This window comes from Bradyrhizobium sp. UFLA05-153 (genome assembly GCF_054185185.1).
Genome location: NZ_JBBIAM010000030.1, coordinates 60,855 through 87,248 on the forward strand (window position 1 = coordinate 60,855; position 26,394 = coordinate 87,248).

The 26,394-nt window shown below is 63.9% G+C and carries 32 protein-coding genes and 1 pseudogene; 16 read left to right on the top strand and 17 right to left on the bottom strand.

The window, feature by feature from the left end; all coding sequences use genetic code 11:
- Window positions 1-16: 16 nt before the first annotated feature.
- From Q2941_RS19690 to Q2941_RS19700, 3 genes are all read left to right on the top strand, one after another.
- Window positions 17-1,672, top strand: a complete 1,656-nt coding sequence (locus tag Q2941_RS19690; RefSeq protein WP_027526298.1) for a fumarate hydratase — start codon at window positions 17-19, stop codon at window positions 1,670-1,672.
- A 143-nt stretch (window positions 1,673-1,815) separates the two neighbouring features.
- The gene (locus Q2941_RS19695) at window positions 1,816-3,774 is read left to right on the top strand and encodes a DEAD/DEAH box helicase (protein ID WP_458193477.1); all 1,959 of its coding nucleotides are present in this window, start codon (window positions 1,816-1,818) and stop codon (window positions 3,772-3,774) included.
- A 548-nt stretch (window positions 3,775-4,322) separates the two neighbouring features.
- Window positions 4,323-5,384 (top strand): fatty acid desaturase, encoded by a 1,062-nt coding sequence (locus Q2941_RS19700; protein WP_254111671.1) that lies wholly within the window; start codon window positions 4,323-4,325, stop codon window positions 5,382-5,384.
- 212 nt (window positions 5,385-5,596) lie between these two features.
- On the opposite strand, the gene Q2941_RS19705 is transcribed toward Q2941_RS19700, so the two are convergent.
- The 6 genes from Q2941_RS19705 to Q2941_RS19730 form a co-directional block, all read right to left on the bottom strand.
- Window positions 5,597-6,550 (bottom strand): SH3 domain-containing protein, encoded by a 954-nt coding sequence (locus Q2941_RS19705; protein WP_458193478.1) that lies wholly within the window; start codon window positions 6,548-6,550, stop codon window positions 5,597-5,599.
- Window positions 6,551-6,562: 12 nt separating this feature from the next.
- Window positions 6,563-6,859, bottom strand: coding sequence for a hypothetical protein (locus Q2941_RS19710; protein ID WP_027526294.1), 297 nt, complete (start codon window positions 6,857-6,859; stop codon window positions 6,563-6,565).
- Window positions 6,860-6,964: 105 nt separating this feature from the next.
- Window positions 6,965-7,519: an inner membrane-spanning protein YciB gene (locus tag Q2941_RS19715; protein ID WP_458193479.1), complete on the bottom strand. Its 555-nt coding sequence runs from the start codon at window positions 7,517-7,519 to the stop codon at window positions 6,965-6,967.
- Window positions 7,520-7,534: 15 nt separating this feature from the next.
- Entirely contained in the window at window positions 7,535-8,107 is a 573-nt protein-coding gene (locus Q2941_RS19720; protein ID WP_027526292.1) for a hypothetical protein, read from the bottom strand.
- A gap of 75 nt (window positions 8,108-8,182) precedes the next feature.
- Complete coding sequence (locus Q2941_RS19725) at window positions 8,183-8,689, bottom strand: MAPEG family protein (protein ID WP_458193480.1); 507 nt, start codon at window positions 8,687-8,689, stop codon at window positions 8,183-8,185.
- Window positions 8,690-8,819: 130 nt separating this feature from the next.
- Window positions 8,820-10,220 (bottom strand): carotenoid oxygenase family protein, encoded by a 1,401-nt coding sequence (locus Q2941_RS19730; protein WP_254111674.1) that lies wholly within the window; start codon window positions 10,218-10,220, stop codon window positions 8,820-8,822.
- A 107-nt stretch (window positions 10,221-10,327) separates the two neighbouring features.
- Here Q2941_RS19730 and Q2941_RS19735 point away from each other — a divergent pair, with 107 nt between their 5' ends.
- Window positions 10,328-11,050, top strand: a complete 723-nt coding sequence (locus Q2941_RS19735) for a TetR/AcrR family transcriptional regulator (RefSeq protein WP_458193481.1) — start codon at window positions 10,328-10,330, stop codon at window positions 11,048-11,050.
- Between the two features lie 7 nt (window positions 11,051-11,057).
- Here the strand turns inward: Q2941_RS19735 and Q2941_RS19740 are convergent, their stop codons facing one another.
- Window positions 11,058-11,660, bottom strand: a complete 603-nt coding sequence (locus Q2941_RS19740) for a hypothetical protein (RefSeq protein WP_458193482.1) — start codon at window positions 11,658-11,660, stop codon at window positions 11,058-11,060.
- A 149-nt stretch (window positions 11,661-11,809) separates the two neighbouring features.
- Between Q2941_RS19740 and Q2941_RS19745 the strand changes: the two genes are divergently transcribed.
- Window positions 11,810-12,370 carry an SET domain-containing protein gene (locus tag Q2941_RS19745; RefSeq protein ID WP_254111677.1) on the top strand — a complete coding sequence of 187 codons (561 nt, stop codon included), beginning with the start codon at window positions 11,810-11,812 and terminating at the stop codon, window positions 12,368-12,370.
- A gap of 149 nt (window positions 12,371-12,519) precedes the next feature.
- Here Q2941_RS19745 and Q2941_RS19750 read toward each other — a convergent pair whose 3' ends face one another.
- Window positions 12,520-12,918: a hypothetical protein gene (locus Q2941_RS19750; protein ID WP_254111678.1), complete on the bottom strand. Its 399-nt coding sequence runs from the start codon at window positions 12,916-12,918 to the stop codon at window positions 12,520-12,522.
- 34 nt (window positions 12,919-12,952) lie between these two features.
- Window positions 12,953-13,183 carry a hypothetical protein gene (locus tag Q2941_RS19755; RefSeq protein WP_458193483.1) on the bottom strand — a complete coding sequence of 77 codons (231 nt, stop codon included), beginning with the start codon at window positions 13,181-13,183 and terminating at the stop codon, window positions 12,953-12,955.
- A 101-nt stretch (window positions 13,184-13,284) separates the two neighbouring features.
- On the opposite strand from Q2941_RS19755, the gene Q2941_RS19760 reads away from it, so the two are divergent.
- Window positions 13,285-14,106: a helix-turn-helix domain-containing protein gene (locus Q2941_RS19760; protein WP_458193484.1), complete on the top strand. Its 822-nt coding sequence runs from the start codon at window positions 13,285-13,287 to the stop codon at window positions 14,104-14,106.
- 67 nt (window positions 14,107-14,173) lie between these two features.
- A complete protein-coding gene (locus Q2941_RS19765) occupies window positions 14,174-14,839 on the top strand; it encodes a DsbA family oxidoreductase (protein WP_027526284.1) in 666 nt (221 codons plus the stop codon).
- A gap of 5 nt (window positions 14,840-14,844) precedes the next feature.
- Here Q2941_RS19765 and Q2941_RS19770 read toward each other — a convergent pair whose 3' ends face one another.
- Together Q2941_RS19770 and ccoG are read right to left on the bottom strand one after the other, a co-directional pair.
- Window positions 14,845-16,035, bottom strand: a complete 1,191-nt coding sequence (locus Q2941_RS19770; RefSeq protein ID WP_458193485.1) for a GNAT family N-acetyltransferase — start codon at window positions 16,033-16,035, stop codon at window positions 14,845-14,847.
- A gap of 160 nt (window positions 16,036-16,195) precedes the next feature.
- Window positions 16,196-17,635, bottom strand: a pseudogene (gene ccoG, locus Q2941_RS19775) (cytochrome c oxidase accessory protein CcoG).
- 310 nt (window positions 17,636-17,945) lie between these two features.
- Here ccoG and Q2941_RS19780 point away from each other — a divergent pair.
- Window positions 17,946-18,302 carry a carboxymuconolactone decarboxylase family protein gene (locus Q2941_RS19780; RefSeq protein ID WP_027526281.1) on the top strand — a complete coding sequence of 119 codons (357 nt, stop codon included), beginning with the start codon at window positions 17,946-17,948 and terminating at the stop codon, window positions 18,300-18,302.
- Between the two features lie 81 nt (window positions 18,303-18,383).
- Here Q2941_RS19780 and Q2941_RS19785 read toward each other — a convergent pair whose 3' ends face one another.
- Together Q2941_RS19785 and Q2941_RS19790 are read right to left on the bottom strand one after the other, a co-directional pair.
- Complete coding sequence (locus Q2941_RS19785) at window positions 18,384-18,710, bottom strand: hypothetical protein (RefSeq protein ID WP_027526280.1); 327 nt, start codon at window positions 18,708-18,710, stop codon at window positions 18,384-18,386.
- Window positions 18,711-18,845: 135 nt separating this feature from the next.
- Entirely contained in the window at window positions 18,846-19,250 is a 405-nt protein-coding gene (locus Q2941_RS19790) for a hypothetical protein (RefSeq protein ID WP_254111680.1), read from the bottom strand.
- A 156-nt stretch (window positions 19,251-19,406) separates the two neighbouring features.
- Between Q2941_RS19790 and Q2941_RS19795 the strand changes: the two genes are divergently transcribed.
- Complete coding sequence (locus Q2941_RS19795; protein WP_027526278.1) at window positions 19,407-19,637, top strand: hypothetical protein; 231 nt, start codon at window positions 19,407-19,409, stop codon at window positions 19,635-19,637.
- 57 nt (window positions 19,638-19,694) lie between these two features.
- On the top strand, window positions 19,695-21,680 hold the full coding sequence (locus tag Q2941_RS19800; protein ID WP_458193492.1) for a pyrroloquinoline quinone-dependent dehydrogenase: 1,986 nt from the start codon (window positions 19,695-19,697) through the stop codon (window positions 21,678-21,680).
- Window positions 21,681-21,730: 50 nt separating this feature from the next.
- Here Q2941_RS19800 and Q2941_RS19805 read toward each other — a convergent pair whose 3' ends face one another.
- Window positions 21,731-21,973, bottom strand: a complete 243-nt coding sequence (locus Q2941_RS19805; RefSeq protein ID WP_027526276.1) for a PilZ domain-containing protein — start codon at window positions 21,971-21,973, stop codon at window positions 21,731-21,733.
- Window positions 21,974-22,171: 198 nt separating this feature from the next.
- Here Q2941_RS19805 and Q2941_RS19810 point away from each other — a divergent pair, with 198 nt between their 5' ends.
- Window positions 22,172-22,465 carry an HdeA/HdeB family chaperone gene (locus Q2941_RS19810; RefSeq protein WP_027526275.1) on the top strand — a complete coding sequence of 98 codons (294 nt, stop codon included), beginning with the start codon at window positions 22,172-22,174 and terminating at the stop codon, window positions 22,463-22,465.
- A 1-nt stretch (window position 22,466) separates the two neighbouring features.
- On the opposite strand, the gene Q2941_RS19815 is transcribed toward Q2941_RS19810, so the two are convergent.
- Window positions 22,467-22,931 carry a PaaI family thioesterase gene (locus Q2941_RS19815; RefSeq protein ID WP_458193486.1) on the bottom strand — a complete coding sequence of 155 codons (465 nt, stop codon included), beginning with the start codon at window positions 22,929-22,931 and terminating at the stop codon, window positions 22,467-22,469.
- 349 nt (window positions 22,932-23,280) lie between these two features.
- Between Q2941_RS19815 and Q2941_RS19820 the strand changes: the two genes are divergently transcribed.
- From Q2941_RS19820 to Q2941_RS19830, 3 genes are all read left to right on the top strand, one after another.
- Window positions 23,281-23,571 carry a lysozyme inhibitor LprI family protein gene (locus Q2941_RS19820; RefSeq protein WP_254111682.1) on the top strand — a complete coding sequence of 97 codons (291 nt, stop codon included), beginning with the start codon at window positions 23,281-23,283 and terminating at the stop codon, window positions 23,569-23,571.
- Between the two features lie 77 nt (window positions 23,572-23,648).
- The gene (locus Q2941_RS19825) at window positions 23,649-23,879 is read left to right on the top strand and encodes a hypothetical protein (protein ID WP_027526271.1); all 231 of its coding nucleotides are present in this window, start codon (window positions 23,649-23,651) and stop codon (window positions 23,877-23,879) included.
- A 167-nt stretch (window positions 23,880-24,046) separates the two neighbouring features.
- Window positions 24,047-24,391 carry a hypothetical protein gene (locus Q2941_RS19830; RefSeq protein WP_458193487.1) on the top strand — a complete coding sequence of 115 codons (345 nt, stop codon included), beginning with the start codon at window positions 24,047-24,049 and terminating at the stop codon, window positions 24,389-24,391.
- Here the strand turns inward: Q2941_RS19830 and Q2941_RS19835 are convergent.
- Window positions 24,382-24,621: a DUF6894 family protein gene (locus Q2941_RS19835; RefSeq protein ID WP_027526269.1), complete on the bottom strand. Its 240-nt coding sequence runs from the start codon at window positions 24,619-24,621 to the stop codon at window positions 24,382-24,384. The two genes, Q2941_RS19830 and Q2941_RS19835, sit on opposite strands and share 10 nt — an antisense overlap.
- A 188-nt stretch (window positions 24,622-24,809) precedes the next feature.
- Entirely contained in the window at window positions 24,810-24,998 is a 189-nt protein-coding gene (locus Q2941_RS19840) for a hypothetical protein (RefSeq protein WP_027526268.1), read from the bottom strand.
- Between the two features lie 279 nt (window positions 24,999-25,277).
- On the opposite strand from Q2941_RS19840, the gene Q2941_RS19845 reads away from it, so the two are divergent.
- Window positions 25,278-25,448: a hypothetical protein gene (locus Q2941_RS19845; protein ID WP_156944645.1), complete on the top strand. Its 171-nt coding sequence runs from the start codon at window positions 25,278-25,280 to the stop codon at window positions 25,446-25,448.
- A gap of 600 nt (window positions 25,449-26,048) precedes the next feature.
- Entirely contained in the window at window positions 26,049-26,279 is a 231-nt protein-coding gene (locus Q2941_RS19850; RefSeq protein WP_027526267.1) for a DUF2798 domain-containing protein, read from the top strand.
- Window positions 26,280-26,394: the final 115 nt, after the last annotated feature.

Sequence of the window (26,394 nt, forward strand, 5' to 3'; positions counted from 1 at the left end):
ACCCCGAGACCAGACCATGAACGCTCCCACCGCCTTTCCCGACCAGTCCCAGCCCGTTCCGCCCTACAAGCACACCCCGCTGTTTCCGCTCGGCAAGGACGAGACGCCCTACAAGAAGATTTCGACCGAGGGCGTGCGGGTCGAGAAAGTGCTGGGCAAGGACATGCTGGTGGTGTCGCGCGAGGCGCTGCGGGCGCTGTCGGAGGCGGCCTTTGGCGAGATCAACCACTATTTGCGCCCAGGGCATCTGAAGCAGCTCCGCGCGATCCTGGAGGACGGCGAAGCCAGCCCGAACGACAAGTTCGTCGCGCTCGACTTCCTGAAGAACGCCAACATCGCCGCCGGCGGCGTCCTGCCGATGTGCCAGGACACCGGCACCGCGATCATCATGGGCAAGAAGGGCTGCAACGTCATCACCGACGGCGAGGACGAGGCGGCGCTGTCGGAAGGCGCGCGCGACGCTTACTTGCGCCGCAACCTGCGCTACTCGCAGGTCGCTCCGCTGTCGATGTATGAGGAGAAGAACACCGCAAACAACATGCCGGCGCAGTGCGAGATCTACGCCGAGGGCGATGACGCCTACAAGTTCATGTTCATGGCCAAGGGCGGCGGCTCGGCCAACAAGAGTTTCCTGTTCCAGGCAACGCCCTCGGTGCTGACCAGAGACCGGCTGCTCGCCTTCCTCAAGGAGAAGGTGCTGACGCTCGGCACAGCGGCGTGCCCGCCCTATCACCTCGCGATCGTGATCGGCGGCACCTCGGCCGAGCTCTGCATGAAGACGGTGAAGCTCGCCTCCGCACGCTATCTCGATGCGCTGCCGACCCACGGCTCGCCTGATGGCAACGCCTTCCGCGACGTCGAGATGGAGCAGGAAATCCACAAGATGACGCAGTCGCTCGGCGTCGGCGCGCAGTTCGGCGGCAAGTATTTCTGCCACGACGTGCGCGTGATCCGCATGCCGCGCCATGGCGCCTCGCTGCCGATCGGGCTCGGCGTGTCCTGCTCGGCCGATCGCCAGGTGCTCGGCAAGATCACGAAGGACGGCATCTATATCGAGGAGCTCGAGCACAATCCGGCGCAGTATCTGCCGCAGGTCGAAGAAACGCTCGGCGGCGAGGTCGTCAAGATCGACCTCAACCAGCCGATGAAGGACATTCTGGCGACGTTCGCGAAATATCCGATCAAGACGCGGGTCTCGATGACCGGCACCATGATCGTCGCGCGCGACTCCGCACACGCGAAGCTGCGCGAGCGGCTGGAAAAGGGCGAGCCGCTGCCGGATTACTTCAAGAACCATCCGGTCTACTACGCGGGTCCTGCGAAAACGCCCGAGGGCTACGCTTCCGGCGCGTTCGGTCCGACCACGGCGGGCCGCATGGATTCCTTCGTCGACCAGTTCCAGGCCGCCGGCGGTTCGATGGTGATGGTGGCGAAGGGCAACCGTGCGCCGGCCGTGCGCGAGGCCTGCAAGAAGTACGGCGGCTTCTATCTCGGCTCGATCGGCGGCGCCGCGGCGAACCTGGCCGAGCACTGCATCAAGAAGGTCGAGGTGCTCGAATATCCCGAGCTCGGGATGGAAGCGATCTGGCGCATCGAAGTGGTCGATTTCCCGGCGTTCATCATCATCGACGACAAGGGCAACGACTTCTTCAAGGAGTTGAACCTGGGCTAGCACGCGTCCTCGCAGGAGTTCGCAAAGCATCCTGATCAAGTCGCCACGCGTGCGGCCGCGCGCGTGGCTTCCATTCGTTCGGCCGGACCATCTCTGCCTGAACCAACCAAGCTCCGCCTGAACCAAACAAGGCTATTCATCTCGTGTCATTCCCGACCACAAGTCCGCCGCTCGCTCGCGCTCTCGCCGACCGCAACTACGACCGGCCGACCCCTGTTCAGATCGCCGTACTTGCGGACGAAGCCGTTGACCGCGACCTGCTCGTTTCGGCCCAGACCGGCTCGGGCAAGACCATCGCCTACGGGCTCGCCATTGCGAAGAATCTGCTCGGCAGCCTGGAGCGCTTCGAGCGGGCTGCCGCACCGCTTGCCTTGATCGTCGCGCCCACCCGTGAGCTCGCCTTGCAGGTCCATCGCGAGCTCGCATGGCTCTATCAACATGCGGAAGGGCGCGTCGTCTCCTGCGTCGGCGGCATGGATCCGCGCCGCGAACAGCGCGAGCTTGCCGCGGGCGCTCACATCGTGGTCGGGACGCCCGGCCGATTGAGCGATCACTTGCGGCGCGGCCATCTCGACATCTCGGAATTGAGGACCGTCGTTCTCGACGAGGCCGACGAGATGCTCAATCTTGGTTTTCGCGAGGATATGGAATTCATCCTCGAGACCACGCCGGACACGCGCCGCACGTTGTTGTTCTCGGCGACCTTTCCGCGCGGCATCGTCGCGCTGGCCAAGCAATATCAGCAACAGGCGTTCCGGATCGAGGTCGCCGGCGACGAAGGCGGTCATGCCGATATCGAGTACCGTGCCATCCGGATCGCTCCCGGTGACGTCGAGCACGCGGTGGTCAACGTCCTGCGTTTCTTCGAGTCGCCGAGCGCGCTGGTGTTTTGCAACACGAGAGATGCTGTCAGGCATTTGCAGGCGGCACTGCTCGAGCGCGGTTTTTCCGTGGTCGCGCTCTCCGGCGAGTTGACGCAGAACGAACGAACCCAGGCGCTGCAGGCGTTGCGGGATGGACGTTCTCGCGTCTGCGTGGCGACCGACGTGGCGGCGCGCGGCATCGATCTGCCGAGCCTCGACCTCGTCGTTCATGCGGATCTGCCGAACGATGCGGAGGTCATGCAGCATCGCTCGGGCCGCACCGGCCGTGCAGGCCGGAAGGGTGTCAGCGTCCTGCTGGTGCCGCCCGCACGACGACGGCGTGCGGAACTGCTGCTGAACCTGTCCGGCACCGACGCCGTCTGGGGCACCGCTCCACAGGCGGATGAAATCCGCAAGCTCGATCACGAACGCATGCTGAAGGATGCGGTGTTCACCGAGGAGACGACCTCCGACGATCTGGCAATGGCGCAAGCCTTGCTCGCCGAGCGGTCGCCAGAGGATATCGCCGCCGCGCTCGCGCGTCTCTATCGCGCGCGGCTTCCTTCGCCCGAAGACATTCTCGATCCCGGTGAGGGGAGCGGTCGGCCGCGCGACGGGCGAGGTCGAGAGAATGCTCGCACATCGCGCGGCGATGACCGTCCTGCCACGCCCCGATCGAAGACGGGAAAATCATCGTCGCGTCACGGCATGGCGGAGGCCAGCGTATGGTTCCGCGCCGCCATTGGACGAAGAAAGAATGCGGAGGCGCGCTGGCTCTTGCCGATGATTTGCCGCCGCGGCGGCATCGACAAGCGCGACATCGGCGCCATCCGGATTATGGACACCACCACCGAGTTCGAGATTTCCGAGCGGGTCGCGGAATCCTTCGCCATCAAGATCCGGCGTCCGGACAAGGAAGACAGCATACGCATCGAGCCGATGGCAGATGCTCCCCGAGGCGAGGCGTCTTCGGAAAAGCGCCCACACGCGCCGCGGCGCGACGCCGGCGACACCGATCACCATGCTCGTCGCAACGACAAGTCTCGTGACGCGACAGGACCGAAGCAACGCGGCAAGCCGCACGGCGACAGCGGGTCGAAATTCGCCAGCGAGCCGGAATTCGGGAAGAAAAAGAAACACCGGGACAAGCCCGGCCACGCCGGTCAATCGCGGCCAGTAAGCGCTTGGCCCGCAAAAGGTGCCCCTGGAAAGAAGGTAAAGAAAAATCGTCGCGGCTAATCCGTCGCCGCACAGAGCAACCGCTCGAGGTCTATCGGGTGCTGCGAGACGCTCAATCCTTCAAGTGTGAGCGGCGTTCCTGGGCACCACGGTGAGTCTTCGGTGATCAACGTCGGACGGTCGCCACAATTCCACAAAACCACCCGATGAGCCATCGCCCCTTGTGGATATCGAACTTCACCAAGCCCTCGTCTCGCATCTTCAACAGGAGGGTCGTGTACAGGGCTGCGCCGGTCGACCGCGTTCTTACGCAGCCAAGATCCAAAGCGGACATCGGCAAGCCGGATGCCGCAGACCTTGACGTCGTTCCAATTCATGTTCTATATCGGGCCCAATCGACAGATGGCCGACGACCTGGGTCGCTTCGCCTCGTTGCTGACGGCGCGCACGTTTCAGACCCCTTCTCCAAAAAATAGATCAACCGACGAAGGGTGCCGATCCCTCGGCGCCTGGGTCTTACGTGTACGGTGTCAAGGATATTCTCTGCGAGCTGCGAGGCTGAAAAGTCAGTCCACCCAGCGCGCGATAGGTAGGCCTCGGATATCATCGTGAGCATTAAACATAACTCAGGTCTGGCGACTCCCGACACCCGGCGTTGGACGCGCATTCTGGGCGGCTATCGGACGCCAAATCACGTGCGCAGCATTGCTGAGTTGGCGATCACGGCTTTGCCGCTCGTGACGTTATGGACGGCAGCTTGGTTCACATTCTCCCTTGGCCACGCCTGGGCTTCATTGCTTATCGCGATTCCTGCTGCTGGCTTTCTCTTGCGCCTGTTCATGATCCAGCACGACTGCGGCCATGGCACCTTTTTCGCCAATCGTCTGGTGAACGACTGGGTCGGCCGCGTCATTGGGGTGCTCACGCTGACGCCTTACGACTGGTGGCGCCGCGCCCACGCGATCCATCACGCCACCACCGGCAACCTCGACCGGCGCGGTATCGGCGATATCGATACCCTGACAGTGCGCGAATACCAGGCCCGTTCGCGGTGGGGCCGTCTGAAATACCGACTCTACCGCCACCCGCTGGTCATGTTCGTGCTCGGACCAGCCTATCTGTTTCTCCTGCAACACCGTCTCCCGGTCGGCCTCATGCGTGACGGTTGGCAGCCTTGGGCCAGCACAATGGCAACCAATCTCGGTGTTGCCCTGATCGCCGCCGCCCTCACATGGTTCATCGGTATCAAGGCGTTCCTGCTCGTACATCTCCCGATCATGCTGCTCGCCGCCACGGCCGGCGTATGGCTGTTCTATGTTCAGCATCAGTTTGAGCAAACCGCGTGGGAGCGCGACGAGCGCTGGAATCTGCATCAGGCCGCCCTGTACGGCAGCTCACATTACGATCTTCCGATATTGTTGCGCTGGTTCACAGCCAACATCGGCATCCACCACGTGCACCATCTCTGCAGTCGTATCCCTTTTTACCGGCTGCCACACGTGCTACGCGACCACCCGGAACTGCGCGAGGTCGGTCATATAACGCTCCTGCAGAGCTTTCGGTGCGTAAGGCTTGTGCTGTGGGACGAGGCGCAACGCCGCTTGGTGTCGTTCCGTGAAATCAGAGCTCGAGAGTTTCAGGACACGGCGCCAAAGCTCGCTGTACCATAGCCGATCTTGATAGTGCCACGGTTGGCACATTGCCTAGGTCAGGGGCTCGAGGCATCAACGTCGCCTGTTGGCCCTCAGTGACATGACCCTGCTGTCGGATCGATTGCGACTGAAATCTTGAGTTGTGCGCGCGATGTTGCTCCCGGTACTGGCCGGGGTCAACGGCGGGAGTGCATCGGCCCCGTGGCCGATGACCGCAGACGCGTCCGCGATCAGCTACAATTCGTAACTTGGTTGGAGCAAAGTGAGCGCCACCAGCCGCGTACGCCGTCGTGACTCTCGACGAGGCCCCAATGCCCGCTACAGGCGAGAATGCGCTTGGGGCCACCATCGGTATCCAGCGCACCGCCGAGCGCGCGCTTCGCCGGCGTCCATTTGGCGTCGACGAACGGGGCCTGGAATAATCCGCCCATGCGCGTGCTGCCGTTCGCGACCCCAACCTTGTTGGCCGCGACCCAGCCGCGCCCGGCATAGGGTTTTGGCGCGTTGCGCGGATATTTCCTGTCGTCTTCATAGTCCCTGCCGGGCGGCTTCGCGCCCTCGATCAGAAACCAGCCGTCCTTGAAGCCGATGATGCGGAATTCGGTGAGCCAGCCGCCGTCAGGCGTGTTCTCGCTGCCGCCCATCTTGAGCCGATAGGGCGCGGGCAGCGTGCCGAGCACGCGCGCCTTTACCGTCGGCTCGGCGCGCACGTTGAGGCCTTTCGGGTCCTTGTCCTCGGACCATCCGCCGAGATCGCAAGGCTCGGTGCCATCGGGAAGCGCGTCACGTTTCGTTGCAAGCTCGGCCTGGAGCTTGTCGTACTCGCTCTCTTCGCTGTCGGGGTCGCTCATCGTGGTGTCGCGGTTGCTGCGTGCCGGATCGGTGCGCGGCTTCAACTCCGCCGACACCGCGCGCGTCGCATCTGGCGTGAGCTTGACGACAAGCACCTGGCGCGGTGCGAACACGCTCGCCGGTGTCTTCGGATCGTTTGAATTGGCACGATCGACCGCGAGGTAGCCGGTGAGGCCTGCAGGATCGGTGCGATAAGCCTCGCCCGCGACATATCCCGCAGGCACCTGGACGAGGGCGCTTGCGCGCCACGCCGGTTCGTTGTCGTCCGCGCGAGCTGCCGCCGCTGTTGCGACGGACAGGACCGTCGCAGCGATGAGGCGGAGAGCACGCATGGGTGAAGAGGGCTAGGCCCGCGTGCCGGTGAAGGGGAAGCTGCCCATCGGGCCGATGCCCATCTCACCGCTCATGCTGTCGCCGGAGACCGTTCCGACGAATTCGAGCGTCAGCGGCATCGGATTGGTGATCGAGACCTTCCAGTTGACGGCATCGCCGCTGACCGCACCGTCGAAGATCTCGGCGGTGTTGCCTTCCGCGCCCTGCGTGCCGGTGAGCGTGCCGCCCGAGCTCGTCAGGCTCAGCGTCGCCTGGCGCTCACCCATCGGCGTCGTCATGGTCAGATTCCAGTTGCCGTCCACAGCCATTCCCGTCTCCCTAAACTGTCGTGGTGAGCCCGCGTTACGCGGTCCGTCCAGAGTTGAGCGTATAGCGCAACTCAAAGCCGCTGCCTAACGCTCTCTTCGCCGCAGTCAGGCGCGGGCGGCGGCGCGCAGGCGGCTGGTGATGATGATGCGGAAGATCACGTATTGGATGGCGAAGGCCGCGATCTTCGCGCTGACGAGAACGACCGAGACGTAGAACGCCCACAATTTGAGATCGCCGGTCCAGGCGACCGCGATGGTGCCGGCGCCGAGTACGAACATCAGCACGGCCCAGGCATAGCCTGCGGCGGTGACATATTCCGGAATGACGTCGGTCACCCGCGCCGGCATGTAGCGCAGCATCCAGCCGGGCTTGACCATGATCGCGCCGATCGCGAAATGCGCGATCGAGGGCTTTGCCAGCACGAAGCGCGGATCCTGCGTGAGGATGGTGACGGTGCCGAGCACGATGACCAGCGCGAGCGAGGCATAGGTCATGTAGCCGAGCGAGATGCCCTTGACGCGGGCATAGATCACCTGCGCGATCGCTCCCGCAATCGCCACCGACGTTGCCAGGATGATGTTGTCGGTGGCGAGATAGATGACGAGGAAGACGATGGTCGAGAGGAAGTCGGAGGCGAGGCGGGCGAATACGTCCTTCATCGTCGGTCCTGTCAGTTAGGAGGAGGGCAGTGCGCTCGCGGGCGTACCGTACTTGATCTTACGGTACTCCGGATACCATTTCGTGAAATACATCGCGCTGTTGCGGGCGGCGAAGGCCACCGCGAGGCCCGACCAGATCGGCAGGCCGGGCACGTAGAGCAGCACGGCGTTGGAGGCCATCATCAACAGCGCTGCCGCGGTCCATGCGGCGGTAATGATGTAGTTGGCACGCAGGAAGCCGGGCATTGCCGCCGTCTCGGCGGGGACCTCTTCGAGGGCGTATTGCAGCGTGAACGGGTGTCGGGCCAGCATCGAGCCGAGCGAGATCACGAAGATGCCCGCATCGAGCGAGAATTTCACCGCGAGCGCGCTCAGCATGGGATTGAGCAGCGAGAGATAGATACCGATGCCGGCGAACAGAACCGCCGATCCGGCGGCGAGGATCTTCACCGAGCGGCCGCGCGCAACGTCGATCGCGATGGTGACGAGGCAGATCGCGGAGGCCGTGAACACGCTGGCGGTGGCCGATGTCATGAACATCAGGAAGCCAAAGGCGCCATAGGGGGCAAGGATCAGGAAGATGGTCATGAGCCGCCTCGATCAGGCCAATCTTTACAACGTAAAAATCAATAGTTCAGACCAGGGCAAGGTCAAGCGAAATCTTTACAGTGTCAAAATGATGTGAATGACCTGTAAAAAGTGAATTGCTGCAATGGCTTGCGTCGACACTTCGTCGGCGAAATCGCTCCAGGGCAGCCGCGACAGGATCGTCAAGGCACACGTGATCAACAGGCTGATGGTGATGAAAATGCCGCCGACGCGGCCGATCTGAAACCGCAGCGAGTTCGGCGCGGCGGACAGGCCGAAGGGATGGATCAGCCGCGACACCAACAGGGCGCCCATCAGGAGGTGAACGCGCAGTGTGGAGGCGCCGGACATTTCGATCATGGCGACCATCAGCGTGATGATCGGCACGTACTCCATGAAATTGGCGTGGGCGCGGATCGCATTGCGCAAGCTCGTGTTGCCGCCGTCGCTGAAGGCGGCCTTGTTGCTCCGTCGCAGCCGGATCACCTGAAGCGCGAGGACGGCATAGAGCAGGGCGAGGATCGCGAGATAGAACGCAGTGATGCTGGCATGTGCATGTGGGGCTCCCTTGAGGTGCGGCATGCTTTTTCCACGGTGTCATTCCGGGGCGCGCCACTTGGCGCGAGCCCGGAATCCATCGTGCCTCATCATGCGCGGCGAAATGGAGTCCGGGCTCGTCGCTTCGCTCCGCTCCGGAATGACGGATGAGCGACTACGCCGCTCCCACCCAGTTGCCGTGAAAACCGTCGGGCACGCGATGGCCGAGCTGCACGAGCGCGACGGGGCCGGCCTCGACATCGGTGGCGTTGAACACGGCGAGATCGCTGCGGTTCTCGCGGGCGCGCCAGATTACCGCGAGCAGCCAGCCATCGCCTTCCGCAGCGTCCTTGCTCCGCTCGACGAACACCGGCTCCGAAATGCTGTCACCGGCCGGCAGCAGATAATGGCCGAGGCGTTTTCCCGCACCATCGACATGCACGATGCCGGACAACGCGGCGAACATCGGCAGCCTTGGATTGGCGCAGGCGTACCAGCCGTGGTTGGTCTTCAATCCTGCGCGACGATCATCGACGCGCGGGAATTCGCCGGTGAGATCGTCGAGATAGGTCTGCTGGAAGCGGTCGGTATTCCCGGTGAGATCGAAGGTCCAGCGGCAATGGCGCGCGAATGATTTGTCGGGATTGGTCGGCCTGCCGTCGGGATGCGGAAACAGCGGCGCCTCCTCGAACTGCATGACATCGGCGATGATGCGGTTGCCGTCCTCCCAGGCGTTCATGACGTGGAAGACGTAGCAGGCTTCGGCGCGGAACCAGACGATGTCCTCAGGCTTGCCGTTGCGCTTCATCACGCCGACATAGGCGCCTTTCTCCGGCTCCCAGGCATAAGGCGGCCGGCCCTTCATCGCGCGCTCCATGCTGCCGGTGATGGGCAGGATTGGAAACAGCACGTGGTTCTCCGTCACGATGAAGTCGTGCACCATGCTGGCATAGGGCGCCTCGAAACGCGCAAAACGCGTCGCCTTGCCGCTGGCGTCGATCGCGCCGTAGGAGAGGGTGGGCGTGAGCGGGCCGCTCGCATTGTAGCCGAAGAACACCATCTCGCCGGTTAGGGGATCGATCTTCGGATGTGCGGTGAAGGGGCCGGCGACGCGGCCCTGGTAGTTGCAATAGCCGCGCGTGGCGAGCGTGCCGGGCTCGATTTCGGTCGGCAGATGACCTTCCTCGAGCGCGAGCAGCTTGCCAGCGTGGAAGATGATGTTGGTGTTGGCGACGCCTCCGTCGGTCAGGTGCGCAGGCGCATCCGGCAATTTGCTGCCGAAGCCCTTGCCGAAGAATGCGCGGCCGGCATCATGCTCAGCCTGCCATTTGGGCGTGCGGACCCAGCGATTGCGATAGCTTGCGCGGCCGTTTTCGAGATGGAATGCGTGCAGCATGCCGTCGCCGACGAACCAGTGCGCGCCCGCCACCTCGAACTGCGGATTGGGGCCGTTGCGATAGAGCGTGCCGTTCAATTCGCGCGGCAACTCGCCGACGACCTTCAGGAACGGCGCGTCGGCCTCGAACGGGATCGGCGCGCGATTGGCCGGCACCTGGCTGAACACATCCTGCTGCATGGCGGATCCTTCTGTATCTTTACACCGTAAAGATACGCTAGTGCCGCTTCAAGCTTCGGTCAAGCGAAATCTTTACACTGTCAAAATAACGTCATATAACGCTGGTCATGGCCAAGACCGAAACCATCCGTCGCGCTCGCCCCAGAAAATCGCCGTCATCCGCGGCCAAGGAGCGGCCGCGCCGCGCCGCGAGCGCGAAGGCCGAGACGCCCTATCATCACGGTGCGCTGCGCGAGGCTCTGCTCAAGGCGGCAGAACGCGTGCTGGAGTGCGACGGGCTCGCCGGCCTGACGCTGCGTGCCGTGGCGCGCGAGGCGGGGGTGTCGCATGCCGCGCCGACCCATCATTTCGGCGATCTCACCGGCCTCGTCAGCGAGCTCGCCGCGGTCGGCTTCCGCAGGTTCAATGCCGCCATGATTGCCGCCCGCGCCAGCGAGACGCATCCGCTGATGCGGGGGATGGCGAATGCAAAGGCTTATGTTGCCTATGCGCAGATGCATCCCGGCATGTACAGCCTGATGTTCCGCAGCGAGCGGCTCGACTATTCCCGGCCGTCGTTGCACGAGGCCGCCACGGCGTCGTTCCAGGGATTGGCGAGCTCCGTCGGTATTTTCAGCCCGGAGCAGCTCACTGAGTCCGCGCTGGACGCTTTGTCGCTCGACCATGCCGCGGTCATCGCGCGCAACTGGTCGCTGGTGCACGGCTTCACCATGCTGATGCTCGACGGGCGGCTCAAGGACATCCTGCACCGGCTGCCGGAAGGCACCACGCCCGAGCAGCTTCTGGTCGCGATCCTGAAATCGACGGTGGCGAGGCCGCCGGGCTGCTGACCGGTAGCTAGCGCGCCACGAGCTCGACTGCGCGGCCGCTCGCGCCCATGATCTTCACCTCGTCCTTGCCGCAACCGAAGCTGCGGGCGAAACCGTCGGCGGCCTTGCGCGCCAGCTCGTTGGCGTTCGGATTAGCGATCGCATCGACATAGGCGACGTGGCAGACCGCGCCCGGCGGCAGCCGCGTCACGACCAGCATCGCCTTGGTGTTCGGCCGTCCCTGTTTGTCGAGGTCGTTGCCATCGGCGATGTGCCAGCGCTGGATGATGGCGAACGGTTTTCCGTTCGCCGCCCGCCACTCGACCGTGTGCTCGGACGAGTTGAACGGGCCGAACCAGTCCTCGGCCGCGGGCTCCTTGGCGGCAGCCGCGCGGTTCTTTCCGACTGAGACGACCTCGCGCAGGTCATCCTCGGAAATGAGGACGACGAGGCCCGCCTTGCCGGGGCAGACGCGGATTGTGCTGTCGTCGACACCATTGCCGGCGCTCCTCACGCGGCAGTCCTTCGGCGCGGTCGAGGTGTAGCTGCTGGCGAAAGATTGGGCGCTGGCCTGGTCATAACAGCCGCAGGCGAGCAGCGCGATCAGGCAGCCGAATGTGGCATGCTTCATGATGAGCCCTTTTTGGGCGCGGAACTCTCTCCATCAGACGTGTTCATTGTGGGGAAGGTTCAAACAGGGCCTTGAGACACCTGACATGGCCGCGGAATCGTTCTAGAAGAGCGCCTTCGCCTCGTCCCGCGTTGTCACTTATCTCGATCATGCCAGCCATCTCGTCGAACAAACCCTATCGCGTCGGCCGCTCCAAGACCGGACTTGGCCTCTTCGCCACCAAACCGATCAAGAAGGGTACCCGGATCATCCGCTATTTCGGGCCGATCCTGGACTGTCGGATCCCGGAACAAGACGACATCGAGAACAAATACCTGTTCGAGCTCAACGGCCGCTGGACCATCGACGGCTCGGTCCGCAAGAACGTCGCGCGCTACATCAACCATTCCTGCCGGCCCAATGCGGAATCCGACGTGCGGCCGCGCGAGCGCAAGGTCTTCATCCGCGCCATCAAGAACATCGAGGCGGGCGACGAGATCAACTACGACTACGGCACCGACTATTTCAAAGCCTATCTCAAGCCGATCGGCTGCAAGTGCGCGTCCTGCGAAAAGAAGCGCAAGAAGCTCCGCGCCGAGGCGCGGGCCGAGCGGGCCAAGGTGAAGGTGCGCGCCGAGCGCAAGGCACAGAAGGCGGGCGCGGCTCCGAAAAAGAAGGAGCTCAACGGCAAGCACGCCAACGGCAAGACCAACGGCCGCGCGCGGGCGTAATCATTTATTTCTGCTGTCATGCCCCGGCTTGATGGATAGACCGGGGCATCCAGTGCGCCGCGTCTTATCCACATACGTTTGTCGTCTCTGGAATTCTGGGTCGCCCGGTCGAACCGGGCGACGACTTCTTTGCGTGGTAACGGCGTTGGTCAAGCCGTCACAGCGCTTCCGCTCCTTCGCAACCCAACATACTGCAATTCCGCGAACACGCCGGTCGCGATCGCCTGCGCGACGATCATGAGCTCGCCGGCAAGGTTTGGCGACACGGCGCCGGAGAACAGCAGCGCGATGCTTGCGACTGTCCAGGCGGCGTTGCCGACCACGACGAGGATGACGAGCGCCCTCGGCACCGAGCTGCGCGAGGCCAGCCAGCCGACGAGTGCGGCATAGGCGATCAAGAACAGGCCGGTCTCGCGCAGCAGCGCCTCGGGCAGATTGAAGAGCGAGGCGAAGGCGCTCGCGGCGAAGGTCAGGCCGATGGCCGAGACGCCGCTGAAGATTGCGTCGGCGAAGAGGGCGCGGCGCAGGAAAGTCGATGCAAAGATCATGGTCGTTCTCCTTGTGTGGGCTTGGGGGTGAAGATCAGTGCAGGCCGCGCCAGAAGGCGCGAATGATGCGTGCGAGGCGGAACGGGCAGAGGCTTTTTCCCACGCTGTGCTCGAAGGCCAGCACCTGTGCGACGACGAAGTCGCCGGTCGAATGCACCAGCGGTTCCGGCATGTTGAGGCTGCGCGCGAGCATGCGGGTCGCAAACTTCACCGCCCAGGGCAGCAGGGTGTCGGCGACGGTCCGATAGAGAAGCAGCGCGATCATGGTCATCTCCTGTTGCCCGAGAAGATGCGCCATGGCCCTGCGCAATTCGATTACCTCAGGAGTAATGGAAGGGCCGAAATCCACATGCTAGGTTTTTGACCATGAACGCACATGCATCCGCGGCGCAGGCCGAGCGCGCCCAGTCCATCCATATCGGCGATTACCTGCGCGAATGGCGGCAGCGCCGTCGCATGAGCCAGCTCGATCTCGCGGGCGAAGCGGAGATCTCGGCGCGGCATTTGAGCTTCGTCGAGACCGGCCGCGCGACGCCCTCGCGCGAGATGGTGTTGAAGCTCGCCGAGCGGCTCGATGTTCCCTTGCGCGAACGCAACGTGCTGCTGGTCTCGGCCGGCTACGCGCCGGCGTTTCCGCAGCGCCCGCTGGAGGATCCCGCCTTGAAGTCAGCCCGCCAGGCGATCGACCTCGTGCTCAGGGCGCATGAGCCAAATCCGGCGCTGGCCTATGACCGGCACTGGAATCTGGTCTCCGCCAACCGCATGGTGGCGCCGCTTCTGGAGGGCGTCCCGCAGCGGCTGCTCGGCCAGCCCCTCAACGTGCTGCGGCTCGCCTTCCATCCCGAGGCGCTCGCCCCGCTCACCGTCAATCTCGCCGAATGGTGCGGGCATCTGCTGGAGCGGCTGCACCGGCAATGCGAAGCAACCGCCGACCCTGAATTGATCAAGCTCTACAATGATCTGAAGACCTATCCGATTCCGGCACGCTCCGCGCCGCTCTCGCACGACAATGTCGCGATCCCGTTCAAGCTGCGGCACGAGGGCGAGATACTAAGTTTCTTCTCCACCACCATGGTGTTCGGCACGCCCGTCGACATCACGCTGTCGGAATTGGCGCTGGAGACGTTCTTCCCGGCGGATGAGCTCACGGCAGAGCGGCTGAAGCAGATGGCGGCAAAGATCGGCTAGCCCTTGCCTCGGGGCGCGTTCGGCTTATCTTCCGACGGAACCGATGGTCCGCCCGAAGGAGCCTCAGATGAGCACGCTCAAACCGCTTCAGATCGACGTCGTCTCCGACGTGGTGTGCCCCTGGTGCTATATCGGCAAGCGCCGGATCGAGAATGCGCTCGCGCTGGTGCCGGACGTGCCGGTCGAGCTCAACTTCCGCCCGTTCTTCCTCAATCCCTGGGTGCCGCGCGAGGGTATCAGTCGCGAGGATTATCTGACCAAGAAGTTCGGCTCGGTCGAGGCCTATAAGGGCATTGCGGGCCGCGTGGTCGCAGCCGCGGGCGAGGAGGGGCTGACCTATCGGCCCGATCTCGTGCAGCGCCAGCCCAACACCATCGACTGCCACCGTCTGATCCACTGGGCCGAGGCAGCCGGCAAGGCGCCCGAGATGAAGCAGCGGCTGATGGAGCTCTATTTCCGCGACGGCGGCGATCTCACCGACGTCAACGTGCTGGTGCAGGCGGCGGCAGATGTCGGGCTCGATGCCGACGACGTACGCCGGCGGCTTGCCACCGACGAGGACGTCGCTCTGATCTCGGCGCAGGCGCAGGACGCCGCCGAGAAGGGCATCTCGGGCGTGCCGACCTACGTGTTCGCGCAGAAATACGCCGTCTCCGGCGCGCAGGATCCGAACCTGCTCGCCCGCGCCATCCGTCAGGTGTCGGAGGAGATCAACGCGCAGGCGGCGGAGTAGGCGCTCTACCTGCGGAGCAGGCGAACGGCTTGCCGCGCGGTGTCCAGCGCAGCATAGCGCGCAACCAGCGCCGCATGGATCAGCGTCACCGTCGGATCGTTCCGCCGTAGCGGAATCAGCACGTCGCCGATTGCGAAGCGGCCGCGCCAGATCGGGTTGATCATGGGGTGATCGGCGCTTGCGGTGGAATCGGCGCTGGCGATCGCCGGATCGGCGCAGAGGTGGCGCGTCAGCTCGAGCGTGAGCTGCACGCCCGGTGAATATTTTGCAAAGCGCTCGTCGATGCCGAGCTTGAAGAAGAAGGCGCGGTCTAGATGCCGCAGCACGATGCCGGCGGCGACCGGCGTTGGCCCAGTGCGCAGGCTGATGAGCTCGCACTGGCCGGCTTCGGCGAGCGCGGGCGCGGCGCGGCGAATGAAGCTGGCATCGCCCGCGTGCTGGATCAGCGCAGTGCCGCGCTTGCCTTTCCAGCCGCTCGCCTCGAGCTGCAAGAAGGTTTCGAGCGCCGTTTTGACCTCGTTAGGCGCACGTGCGACGTCGAACGCGATCGGGCCATGCTCTTCGAGCCGGTGCCGTTGGCGCCGAAGCTCCTTGAGCTTTTTCGCCCCAACTGCCTCGCGCAGCAGCACTTCGCCATCCTGCTTCGCATCAAGGCTGGCGCGGATGTACGAGCCCAGCACGCGCGGCTTCAGAGCGCCGCTGGTCAAGGTTGCAGTCAGCGACTTCATCGCTGCGCCTTCGAGCGCGACGTCTCGCAGGATCAGCGCGTGGGCGCCGGCATCGCGTGCCTGATCGAGCAGGCGCGCGGCGGCTGAGCTCGCGGTGTCACGATCGAGCAGCGGGCTGCACAGCGTGCCGTAGGGATGCGCGCTCACCAGCGCGGGCAGGGGGATTTTCCAGGCGCGCCATAGCGAGACGACCGGCATCAGCCCGATCAGTTGCGTCGACGCATCCACCGCGCACAGCGCCATTGCGCCGGTGCGGCCGCGGGCCGTCGCGCTGGCGGCGAGCGCCCAGGGCGGCAGGTAGTAGCCGTTCGGCTCGATCGCCTGCGCGCCGAGCGCCTGCCATTGCCCCAAATCGACTGACGCCAGCGGAACGAGCGGTGCGGCATCGGAGAGATTGCGGGCGCGCGGAGCCGTGGCATCACTTGCCGATGCGCCGTTGATCGCAGCTCGATGTGCGATATCGACCACGTCCCGTCGTTCCCTGCTCACGCCGGCCGGGCCTACGCCCGAACCGCGGCTCATGCTTAGCGCAAAGATTGGAAGATACCGTTGGCGCGAGCCGTCAATTCGAACGGTAGTGTTAACGTCCCGTTGACAATCCGGCGGCGATCCGCCAGATGCCGCGCTGTTATTGGTCGGCCGGCACGAAATGGTCGCGCGTGCTAGCGCTTTCACCGCTGGCGCGATCCGTGATCCTGATCTCGATGTCCACCGGCGCCTGCGGAACGTGGGCGGGATCGACCTGCACCGACATCCTGACTTCGCGGGTCTGGTCCTGCCCGACCTGCACAGTCAGCTTGCCATCCGGCTTGGGCTCGACGCCGGCAATCCGGATCGTTGACCCCGGCAGCCCAAGGACTTCCAGACCAAACGATCACTCCGGGCCCTTGTTGAGCAGGCGGACCGTGTAGTCGTTGCGGATGCCGCCATCCGAGAGCTGCACGAACAGGGGATTGCGTTCGTGCAGCACGTTGACGTCCATCGTGCTGCGGGTTGCGAGCGTGTAGAGCATGATGCTGCCGACCAGCCCGATCGCCGCCGCATAGATCAGCGTGCGCGGCCGGACGATGCGATAGATCGGCGCCTTGCCCTCGCGCCGCCGCTGCATGTTGATGTCGGTATCGTAGCCGATCAGCCCGGGCGGCCGGCCGATCTCCTTCATGATGTTGTCGCAGGCGTCGATGCACAGGCCGCACTGGATGCAGCCGAGCTGGATGCCGTGGCGGATGTCGACGCCGGTCGGACAGACATTGATGCATTGGTGGCAGTCGACGCAGTCGCCGGCGACGTCGCCGAGCGCGCGTGCGGCTTCCGCCTTCTTCACCGACATGCGCGGCTCGCCGCGGTCGCGGCGGTAGGTGACGTTGAGCGCCCATTCGTCGGTCAGCGCCGCCTGGATGCGCGGCCACGGGCACATGTAGATGCAGGTCTGCTCGCGGGCGTGTCCTGCGAACAGGTACGTGGTGGCGGTGAGAATGCCGATCCAGAGATAGGCGATGAAGGGCGCCTGGAAGGTGGCGAGATCCTTCACCAGCGTCGGCGCATCGGCGAAATAGAGCACCCAGGCGCCGCCGGTCCACCAGGCGATCATGATCCAGAGAAAATGCTTGAGCGCCACTTTGCGGACGTGACCGAACGTCCAGTAGCGCTTGTCGCCCTGCATGCGCTCGCGCCGGTCGCCCTCGACCCAGCGCTCGACGGCGTAGAACAAGTCGGTCCATACCGTCTGCGGGCACAGATAGCCGCACCAGAGGCGCCCCGCTACCGCATTCATCAGGAACAGCGCCATCGCCGCGATGATCAACAGGCCCGTGAAGTAGTAGACCTCCTGCGGCCACAGCTCGATGAAGAAGAAGTAGAAGCGGCGATGCGGCAAGTCGACGAGCACGGCCTGGCTGGGCAGGCCGGGCCCGCGGTGCCAGCGCACGAACGGCAGCAGGTAGTAGATGCCGAGCGTGATGCAGAGGATCGCCCATTTGATGCGGCGGAATCTCCCGTGGACCGACTGCGGGTAGACCTTTCTGCGGCTCTCGTAGAGCGGTCCTTCGATGAAGGTGTCGTCGGTCATCATGCGCTCCTCGTCGTCGCGCGGACAGCGATCCCTGTGCCGGAGCGCAGAACGGGCGGTACAGCGCCTCCAGTACGGAGCGGACCTCAGGGCTCGCGAGGCTGCAGTATATCGTCTGGCCGTCGCGCCAGTTCTTGACCAGGCTCAATGCGCGCATCTTGCCGAGGTGCTGGGATCAGGCGGGCGGTGGAAGACGAGGCCAGCGATCTCGGCCAGTTCCCCAACGGACACGTCTGGAATGACGCTGGCAGGCGGCAGATCGGCTTGAAACCTGAACAATATGCCGCATCGCAACCGTAGGGAGTAAGTCATGGACAAGAACTATCCCGAGATCGTCAGGCAAATTTCCGCAAACATGCGCAAGCTGCGCAACGACATTCCCGACACTATGAAGGGCTTCGCCGCGCTCGCGCAGGCCGCGACGCGGGATGGGGCGCTCGACAAGAAGACCAAGGAGCTGATCGCGCTCGCGCTTGGCGTTGCCGCGCATTGCGACGGCTGCATCGGCTTTCACACCGAGGCGCTCGTCAGGCTCGGCGCCTCGCGCCAGGAAATCGAGGAGACCCTCGGTATGGCCGTCTATATGGGCGGCGGTCCTTCGCTGATGTATGCGGCGGACGCAATCGCCGCCTACGAGCAGTTCCAGCAGCAATCGGTGGCCGCCTGACCGGCGCGACCATCAGCCAATGAATCGAAAAACGACCGGGCGGCAGCGCCGTCCGGTCGTTTCCGATTCCACGCGATGGAACTAGTAGCGATCCTCGCCGATACCCACGCTGACGCCGGGCGCGTAAATGCCGACGCCCGCGCGCGGTCTGTCGTAGTCGCGATAGGTGCGGCGCTCGTAATAGCGCTCGCGCGGCATGTAGTTGTAGGAATCGCGATCGCGGATGATCACCCGCCCGCCGTCGTGGGTACGATAGCAGCGACCGGTGTCATCGCAGACGAGTCGCACCTGCTGCACCAGGTCGGGGTTGGTGTATTCGCTGGTCGTGTAGATGTCGGCAGCCTTCGCGACTCCTGTCGCGGCCAGGGCCCCGACGCCTGCCAGCAACGCAATCATCGTTGTCCTCATCAGTCTTCTCCGTGGCAACTGCCCTCGGGGTGACAAGAATGGCCGCGCGCATTCGTTCCGGATGCTTTTGCGGGTTTTTCCCGGAACACGTGTGACGTTCCGGGGAACAAGACGAGCGGAAGAGGATGCTGTTCCCTAGATCGGCTCGTAGGTTTCGGATCCGCAGATGTCGTCAACCTCTGCGCGCCGCCGGTCGACGACCTTGCCGCCGCTGATGGTCACGACGTAGGTCTGGGTGCCGAGCCCGGTGCCGGTCGCCGACGTGAGTTGCGCGCGGACGCAGGACGTCCAGCCCAGCCCGCGGACCTCGTGATGAGGCGGGGCGACCTGCACCTCGCGCGGATATGACGCCGCCATGAAGACGACGTCGAGCTGCTCGCGAACGATTTTCTTGACGTCGGGTGGCGGTTCGGGAGGCGGCTGCTCGGCGTCTTTCATGCGCATGAACTCCGGCACCGGCGCGCGGCTGTCGGCAAAACCGCACGCGCCGAGCGCCAGCGCGCCGGCAAGCAGTGCCGCATGAGCAACGATTCGTAACATCCGTGAAGATCCCCTGCGTCCCGACAAATGGGTACGAAGACGGCCGATCGAAGTCTCCCTCGATCAACAATTGCTGAGCGGGACTAAAGGGCCAGCGGGATTTGCCAATAGGGCAATGCAGGCTAGGCTGATACGCCAGATGGGAGGGATTGACGCATGAGGTTTCTTGTCGTCGCGGTGACCGTGCTCGCATTCGTTGCCGCGCCCGCGCAGGCCCAGATGGGCGGCCGGCGCCACGGCAGTGACGGTCCCAAGACCGAGAAGAAGACTCCCGAGGTCGATGAGAAGGCGTACAAGGCAGCCCTCGAGCGCATTCCCGATCCCAAGGAGAAATACGACCCATGGGGCGGGGCGCGCCAGACCGAGCCCGCCAAGAAGCCGAAATAGCGCCGGGCGAGCCCCATGATCCACCTGCGCCATCTGGCAGGTCTGTTCGCGGTCCTGATGCTTGGGCTGGGTCCGGCCTCCGGCTGGGAGTTTTGGGGCGGCGATGCCGGCGGTCAAAAATATTCAGCGCTGAAGGAGATCACGCCCGACAATGTCGGCAATCTCGTTCGCGCCTTCGAATATCACACCGGCGATCTCGTGACGCGTCCGAGCGAGGTGATGAAGCGGACGAAGTTCGAGGCGACGCCGCTGTTCGTCGAGGACAGCCTGATCTTCTGCTCGCCTTTCAACGAGGTGATCGCGCTCGATCCCGGCACGGGCGCCGAGAAGTGGCGCTACGATCCGAAGATCAGCACCGATTATCGCCCCGCAAACCGCTTCGTCTGTCGCGGCGTCACCTATTGGGTCGATGACCAGGCGCCGGCGGATGCCGCGTGTCGCGCCCGCATCTTCATGGGCACCAACGACGTCCGCCTGATCGCACTCGATGCGAAGAGCGGAATTCCCTGTGCCGGTTTCGGCAACAACGGCGAGGTCAGGATCGACGTCGGCATGAAGCTGGAATGGCCCGGCGAATTCCAGATCACCTCGCCGCCCGCGGTCGGGCGCGGCGTCGTCGTGGTTGGCTCTGCGATCGGCGACAACCGGCGCGTCAACGCGCCGGCGGGCACGGTGCGCGCGTTCGACGCGCGCAGCGGCCAGCCGCGCTGGAGCTTTGAGCCTCTGAATCGCGACGGCATCGAGGCCGGTCACGCCAATGTCTGGGCGCCGATGTCGGTGGACGAGGCGCGCGGACTGGTTGTCCTGCCGACCTCCTCGCCGTCGCCGGATTTCTGGGGCGGCAGGCGCCCCGGCAACAATGAGCACGCCAATTCGGTCGTCGCCCTGCGCATCGAGACCGGCGAGCTCGCGTGGTCGTTCCAGATCGTGCATCACGATCTCTGGGATTACGATCTGCCGGCGCAGCCGACGCTCGCGCGTATCGATACCGGCGCGGGTCAGCGCGACGTCGTGATCCAGCCGACCAAGCATGGCTTCGTCTTCGTGCTCGACCGCGACAGCGGCAAGCCGGTGTGGCCGGTCGAGGAACGCAACGTTCCGCAAAGCGCGGCCGAGGGCGAAAAACTGTCGCCGACGCAGCCGTTCCCGACCCATGTGCCGGCGCTGACGCAGCAGACGATCTCGGCGGACGATATTTTCTCGCTGATCCCCGGCATGGGCTCCGCCTGCAAACAACAGTTCGCGGCGGCACGCAACGAGGGCCTGTTCACGCCGCCCTCGACGCAGGGCACGCTGGAGTTTCCCTTCACGGGCGGCGGCGTGAACTGGGGCAGCGCGGCGTTCGACCCCGTCAACCAGATCCTCTATGCCAACACCAGCCGGGTTGCGCATCTCATCAAGCTGATCCCGCGTGCGGACGCGGCCGGCTTCAATCCGCCGCCGGGCCACGATTTCGGTCAGCAGCAGGGCGCGCCGTTTGCGATGTCGCGTTCGGTGGTGATGTCGCCAATGGGGCTGATCTGCGTCAAGCCGCCATGGGGCGAGATGGTCGCGGTCGACCTCAAGGCCGGCAAGATCCTCTGGCGCTCCACGGTTGGCACCACCGAGGATCTCGCTCCGCTCGACCTGCCGTTTGCGTGGGGAACGCCGCTCGTCAGCGGCGTCGCGATCACGGCGGGCGGTCTCGTCTTTACCGGCGCGATGGATGCATACTTGCGCGCCTTCGATGCACACAGCGGACGCGAGCTGTGGCAGGGCCGGCTGCCCGTACCCGGCGTTGCCAATCCCATGACCTATGTCTGGAAGGGCGAGCAATATGTCGCGATCGGCGCCGGCGGCCATTCGGAAGGCGGCACGTCGATCGGCGACAGCGTGGTCGCGTTTCGCCTGGCGCGGGAAGGGGAGTCGCCCTCGCTATTGTCGCGCACGCTCGATCGTCCCGGCGGCCGGTTCTGGGCAGCGGTCGCCGTGCTGGTGCTCGTGGTGATCGCGCTCGTCATCGCCGGCTTTCGCCGGCGCGTGAGTCGCCGCAGGACGGTCTAGTCCCAGGCGCGAAGACGCGTTTTGCGAACCGCGGTTCACAGCCTCGCGCGTCACTGTTCGAAGGCGAGACCGAGACGTTTGTCGTTGCGCCACACGGTGCGGCACTTGCGCACGAACTGATCGCTGGAGATCGACAGAGTAAACGACGGCGGCAGCAAAATGCGGCCGTCGAGGTCGATTGCAGCGCCTCCGCTCGATAAATTCCGCACCGTGCACGCAACGCCGCGGCTTTCGAAGGTGATCGTCGCGCCTTTGAAAACCCGATGTCGCTGCGCTGCACGCTTCTCGAACATGTCGGTTAATCCAAACTGAGAGAGTGTAAATTACGGCATGAAAATTACATCGAACTAAATTCAATGTACGTCGTACTTGCCCGGCGCTTCATACTTCGTTTACGACAATGCGCGGCGGGCGCGGGCGTTGTGCTCGCGTCCCGCAGCCTCGCAAAAGAGGCTGATCAATTGCGGCGTCCCTCGCCAATGGAGATATTGATGAAGACCACGATTTCGATTTTGTTCGCTGCCGCCGTCGCGCTGTCATCGGCTCCCGCCAACGCCACCAAGCTCGATCTGTCGACCATGAGCTGCAAGCAGTTTCTCGAGAGCGGCGACGACACCATCAAGCTGGTGCTGACCTGGATGGACGGCTGGTACAAGGGTGACGAGGACAACGCGATCATCGACACCGACGTGTTCGTGGAGAACGCCAAGAAGTTCGGCACCTATTGCGGACAGAATCCGACGGTCAGCATCGTCACCGCCGCCGACGAAGTGCTGGGCAAGTAAATTAGCCCGGCAGCATCGCAAACGCGCTCGAGACCATCGCCACCGGCTTGTTGTCGGTGGCGGACAACAGCGTGACGCGACCGAAGCTCATGGTGCGTCCGAGCCGCACCACCTTCGCATCCGCCAGGACGTCCGACGACGAGACCGCGCGCATGAAGTGCGTGGTCTGGTCGACGGTCGTCATCGGCCGGTAGCCGCGGTTGGCGGCGAGGATCGCGATCACCATGGAGGTGTCGGCGAGCGCCATCAGGGCCTGGCCGCAGACCACGCCGCCGCTGCGGCACAGCCGCTCCGAGAACGCCATGCGCAGCACCGCGCCTGGCTGCCAGTCCGTGTCGTTCGGCGGCGGTTCGTGGTCGATGCGCTCGACCGACAGGCCGAGATCCTGAACCCATGGCGCGAACACGTCGACCAGCACGCGTCTTGCCTCCTCGATGCCGAATTCGGTCGTTGGCTGCACTGGCATGAATTCCGTTTCCCCCTGTTGCCCGATGTTTCGGCCATTCTGCCCGGTATGGCACGGCAAAGTCACCTCGTTCCGGGCTTTTGCCTTGGCTTGAAAATGCCCGACTTCGCCCCCTATGATGCCGGGCCTGGGAACAGGGTGGATGATGTTGCGGCGATTTGTCCTGGTGTTTTGCTTGGGCCTGGTCGGCCTTGCGCTGGGCGGGTGCACCAAATGCGGCCCGATCTGGGACGATTGGCTGCAATCGCCGAAATCCTGCAAATCGGACCGTTTCTAGCGGGTCGCAGGGCATGCGGCGTCACGGCTGACGACGCGCCCGATCGACCATCGATAATCAAGGAGTGACGTGATGAAGGTTTTCCGTATGGCGGCGCTGCTGGCTGTGATCGCCGGGCCGGCCTACGCGCAGAATGCGATGCCCCACATCAACATGATGCAGGACGCGCCAAGCAAGACCGACGAGGAGAAGGCGGCCGATGCCGAGCGCGACCAGCGCTACAAGGAGACGATAAAGAAGATTCCGGACGCCAAGGCCTCCAGCGATCCCTGGGGCGGGATGCGTTCCGATCCCCCCAAGGCTGCTGCGCCGAAGGCCTCTGCCGCGGCCAAGAAGACCAAGACCGCTCCGACCGCGAACTGACCGCCACAGCCAGCCGGACTCCTCTTCGCGCTCCGGTCTCCCTATATTCGGAGGGGGCAGGGTGAAGGAGTTGCGGCATGGTGTTTCGCCCGCGGGATCTTGCCGACCGGATGGCGCGCCGGCGCAAGGCGGGCGACGGCTATTTGCGCGAGACCTTCACATTGCCGCGCGAGGCGGCGAGGGCGAAGGCGCAGGCCTTCTTCGCCCGCTATCCCAAGGCCGGCTATATGAGTGAGGTCGAAAGTTGGCGCGAGCTGCCTGGCGGCGACATCGAGTTCACGATGCGTCGCCTGCCGAGTGCCGACTAGTTGTGAGTGTGAGGCGGTTTTGCTTCGCGATAAACGCGGAATGCATTCGCGCAGAGATCATTTAGGGTCGCCTTGAACCGGCCTGCAGTTTGCAGCCACTTTTAGTCTTTTCTGGAAACCCGTTCAAAGACTTTGCGGTTTAGGGTCTCTTCTTCCAGGGGAGAGCGATGGTCCGGCACCGCAAAGATCTAGGCGCCCGCCGACATGTGCGGGTCGATCTCTATAGGCCCGGATTTCTGATTCCGGCGCCCGATGCGCCATGGATCGAATGCACGATCGTCGATGTCTCCGATGACGGCGTGTCTATCGACGTCGGTGCGCTGCCGGTGCCGAAAGTGTTCGGCCTGTCGTTCACGACCGGCGGCGAGGTGATCCGGATCTGCATCCTGACCTGGCGCAATGGCGAGCGCGTCGGTGCGCGCTTCGTTCGTGCCAGGGATTTGCGGCGGAAGCGTCAGCGCAAGGCGGCCAGGGAGCCGGAGGGCAGGGCGGCCGGGCGTGGCTATCCGTGATCAAAGGATTCCGCGACAATTCGAATCCGGAAGACCGGTTGCTTGGCCTCGTCCAGGAGCTCCATGTGCCATTCGGAGTTCTCCTGCAATTTGCGGGCGATGCCGGCGGCCATGTCAGCGCAGACATGGGTCATTTCCTTCCAGGCAGCATCGCGGTCGGGAAATTCACTGGCCTGCTCCGATGAGCCTGAATAGCGCCCGTTCCGGATCCGGAAGAAATAGAGCGGCATGGCTGGCACCGATCGCATGATGGCCGCGCCCCGAGGCCATGAGGCGCGCAGTGCAATCCCAAACCGCAGGCAGATCAACTCCGGAACTCTACGGGATTCATGAGCAGCAAAGCTGTGCGGGCAATGCACATCAATGCGCACCCAAGGGTGCACGGCACGGTTTTGCCGACGATGTCCTCGCGACCCGCTCAGGCCATCTTGCGATCGATGGCCTTCAGTTCGCGGTCGATACGCAGTTGCACGCGACGGATGGCAAGGAGATCGATTTTGGTCTCGGTCTTGCCGGTTTTGACCGTTTCACCGATGCGGAATTGCCACTGCCAGACGCCTTGTATCGCTGTCTTGGCCACGGTGAACTCGATGCCCCTGTGATTCATGGCCTACCTCCACGATTCACCCATGGTTAACGTAACATGTTGGACGTCATAATATTCCCGCCGTCCATTAAATCTGCCGCTAAGCCGTGGATAATGCAAGGAAATCCTTGGTCCGCGCGTGGCACGAAACAAACAAGGGCGCCCGCGAAAGATGCTTTCCGTAAATGGTGCGGCGCAAATATCGGCGGGGCCAAAGGGAACCAGTCGGCTTGGCCGCGCATTGGCTCGGCAAGGATTCATCCAGGGCCATTCGACTCAAACCCGGCGCGTTCGGATTCCATGAAGCTGATCGTCGACCTCTTCAAGCGGGTCTGGCAGCGCGGCCGGGTCGAGACAGACGGCTACAACTTGCGCGCAAGCGAGGGTGACGACCGTTCGAGCATGGCAGATTTCGTCCGCATCCTTCAGATGCACGACCGGGAGGGCGAGCGAACCAACTATCCGAATTGATCGGGTGCTGCCACTGGTCGCGGCGGGGCAGGAACTTTGTTCATGGCCGGAGAACCACGGGTTCCAGAAGCGACATCTCCGCGGACAATCGCGACATGCAGCGTGAAGCGCGCTGCGGCTGTCTTGCGAAAGGCCGCGCAGTTGGGATGGAACCGACTCGATTCAGATTGGCCTTGTGTTGCAATGTTTGATCGCACATGACAACGAGAGGTTTCATTCTATGGTACTTGCTAACTTGACCTCGTAAGAAACTCGACCTCGTAAAAGAGGATGGCGTGGGCTGGCTTCGTAATCTCGTGTTGCGCTGGGGTGCGCGAAACTTTTCGCTGGTCTGTCCGCATTGCAGGCAGCCGGCATCGCCTGCGGTCTTCAGGCGCGGACGCTACAGCCTCGGTGAGGAGATGCTCGCCTGCGAGCGATGCGGCGAGACGAGCGTGATCACCTTCTGGCGCTTCGAGGGACTGTCGAAACAGCCGCCTAGCTGCGGCGGCGACCCATCTGCCGGGAAGCCGCTAACGCCCGGGTCGCATCGTGCGATGAGATGAGGCCGCGGCACATGCCTTGCTTCGCCCGTGGCGGGTCGAACGACAAAGGCGTCTCATGCTCGGCATTCCCCGTCGCTACAGCCATTTCGTGTTCGGCGCGATCCAGTCCGGCCTGACCTGCCTGGTCGCCGCCGCCATTGCGAGCCTGCCCGCGACCGCAGCACCCGACTTCCTAGAACACTGGCTCGCGTCCTGGCTGATCTCCTGGGCCGCGATGCTGCCGGTCGTCCTCCTCGCCGCGCCTGCGATCAGAAGCTTCTCGCTGCGGCTCACGCGCGAACCGTAGAGCATGATCCGGAAAAGTGTGAAGCGGTTTTCCCTCGCGACAAACGCGGTACGCGTTTGCGCGGAGATCATGCTCAAACAAACAACAACCTAACGCGCGATGATGATTCATCCCA

Coding starts and splice junctions, on each gene's coding strand:
- Q2941_RS19690 (WP_027526298.1), top strand. CDS start 17: ATGAACGCTCCCACCGCCTTTCCCGACCAGTCCCAGCCCGTTCCGCCC.
- Q2941_RS19705 (WP_458193478.1), bottom strand. CDS start 6,550: ATGCGTGCTCTCCGCCTCATCGCTGCGACGGTCCTGTCCGTCGCAACA.
- Q2941_RS19710 (WP_027526294.1), bottom strand. CDS start 6,859: ATGGCTGTGGACGGCAACTGGAATCTGACCATGACGACGCCGATGGGT.
- Q2941_RS19715 (WP_458193479.1), bottom strand. CDS start 7,519: ATGAAGGACGTATTCGCCCGCCTCGCCTCCGACTTCCTCTCGACCATC.
- Q2941_RS19720 (WP_027526292.1), bottom strand. CDS start 8,107: ATGACCATCTTCCTGATCCTTGCCCCCTATGGCGCCTTTGGCTTCCTG.
- Q2941_RS19725 (WP_458193480.1), bottom strand. CDS start 8,689: ATGCCGCACCTCAAGGGAGCCCCACATGCACATGCCAGCATCACTGCG.
- Q2941_RS19730 (WP_254111674.1), bottom strand. CDS start 10,220: ATGCAGCAGGATGTGTTCAGCCAGGTGCCGGCCAATCGCGCGCCGATC.
- Q2941_RS19735 (WP_458193481.1), top strand. CDS start 10,328: ATGGCCAAGACCGAAACCATCCGTCGCGCTCGCCCCAGAAAATCGCCG.
- Q2941_RS19740 (WP_458193482.1), bottom strand. CDS start 11,660: ATGAAGCATGCCACATTCGGCTGCCTGATCGCGCTGCTCGCCTGCGGC.
- Q2941_RS19745 (WP_254111677.1), top strand. CDS start 11,810: ATGCCAGCCATCTCGTCGAACAAACCCTATCGCGTCGGCCGCTCCAAG.
- Q2941_RS19750 (WP_254111678.1), bottom strand. CDS start 12,918: ATGATCTTTGCATCGACTTTCCTGCGCCGCGCCCTCTTCGCCGACGCA.
- Q2941_RS19755 (WP_458193483.1), bottom strand. CDS start 13,183: ATGATCGCGCTGCTTCTCTATCGGACCGTCGCCGACACCCTGCTGCCC.
- Q2941_RS19760 (WP_458193484.1), top strand. CDS start 13,285: ATGAACGCACATGCATCCGCGGCGCAGGCCGAGCGCGCCCAGTCCATC.
- Q2941_RS19765 (WP_027526284.1), top strand. CDS start 14,174: ATGAGCACGCTCAAACCGCTTCAGATCGACGTCGTCTCCGACGTGGTG.
- Q2941_RS19780 (WP_027526281.1), top strand. CDS start 17,946: ATGGACAAGAACTATCCCGAGATCGTCAGGCAAATTTCCGCAAACATG.
- Q2941_RS19785 (WP_027526280.1), bottom strand. CDS start 18,710: ATGAGGACAACGATGATTGCGTTGCTGGCAGGCGTCGGGGCCCTGGCC.
- Q2941_RS19790 (WP_254111680.1), bottom strand. CDS start 19,250: ATGTTACGAATCGTTGCTCATGCGGCACTGCTTGCCGGCGCGCTGGCG.
- Q2941_RS19795 (WP_027526278.1), top strand. CDS start 19,407: ATGAGGTTTCTTGTCGTCGCGGTGACCGTGCTCGCATTCGTTGCCGCG.
- Q2941_RS19800 (WP_458193492.1), top strand. CDS start 19,695: ATGCTTGGGCTGGGTCCGGCCTCCGGCTGGGAGTTTTGGGGCGGCGAT.
- Q2941_RS19805 (WP_027526276.1), bottom strand. CDS start 21,973: ATGTTCGAGAAGCGTGCAGCGCAGCGACATCGGGTTTTCAAAGGCGCG.
- Q2941_RS19810 (WP_027526275.1), top strand. CDS start 22,172: ATGAAGACCACGATTTCGATTTTGTTCGCTGCCGCCGTCGCGCTGTCA.
- Q2941_RS19815 (WP_458193486.1), bottom strand. CDS start 22,931: ATGCCAGTGCAGCCAACGACCGAATTCGGCATCGAGGAGGCAAGACGC.
- Q2941_RS19820 (WP_254111682.1), top strand. CDS start 23,281: ATGAAGGTTTTCCGTATGGCGGCGCTGCTGGCTGTGATCGCCGGGCCG.
- Q2941_RS19825 (WP_027526271.1), top strand. CDS start 23,649: ATGGTGTTTCGCCCGCGGGATCTTGCCGACCGGATGGCGCGCCGGCGC.
- Q2941_RS19830 (WP_458193487.1), top strand. CDS start 24,047: ATGGTCCGGCACCGCAAAGATCTAGGCGCCCGCCGACATGTGCGGGTC.
- Q2941_RS19835 (WP_027526269.1), bottom strand. CDS start 24,621: ATGCCGCTCTATTTCTTCCGGATCCGGAACGGGCGCTATTCAGGCTCA.
- Q2941_RS19840 (WP_027526268.1), bottom strand. CDS start 24,998: ATGAATCACAGGGGCATCGAGTTCACCGTGGCCAAGACAGCGATACAA.
- Q2941_RS19845 (WP_156944645.1), top strand. CDS start 25,278: ATGAAGCTGATCGTCGACCTCTTCAAGCGGGTCTGGCAGCGCGGCCGG.
- Q2941_RS19850 (WP_027526267.1), top strand. CDS start 26,049: ATGCTCGGCATTCCCCGTCGCTACAGCCATTTCGTGTTCGGCGCGATC.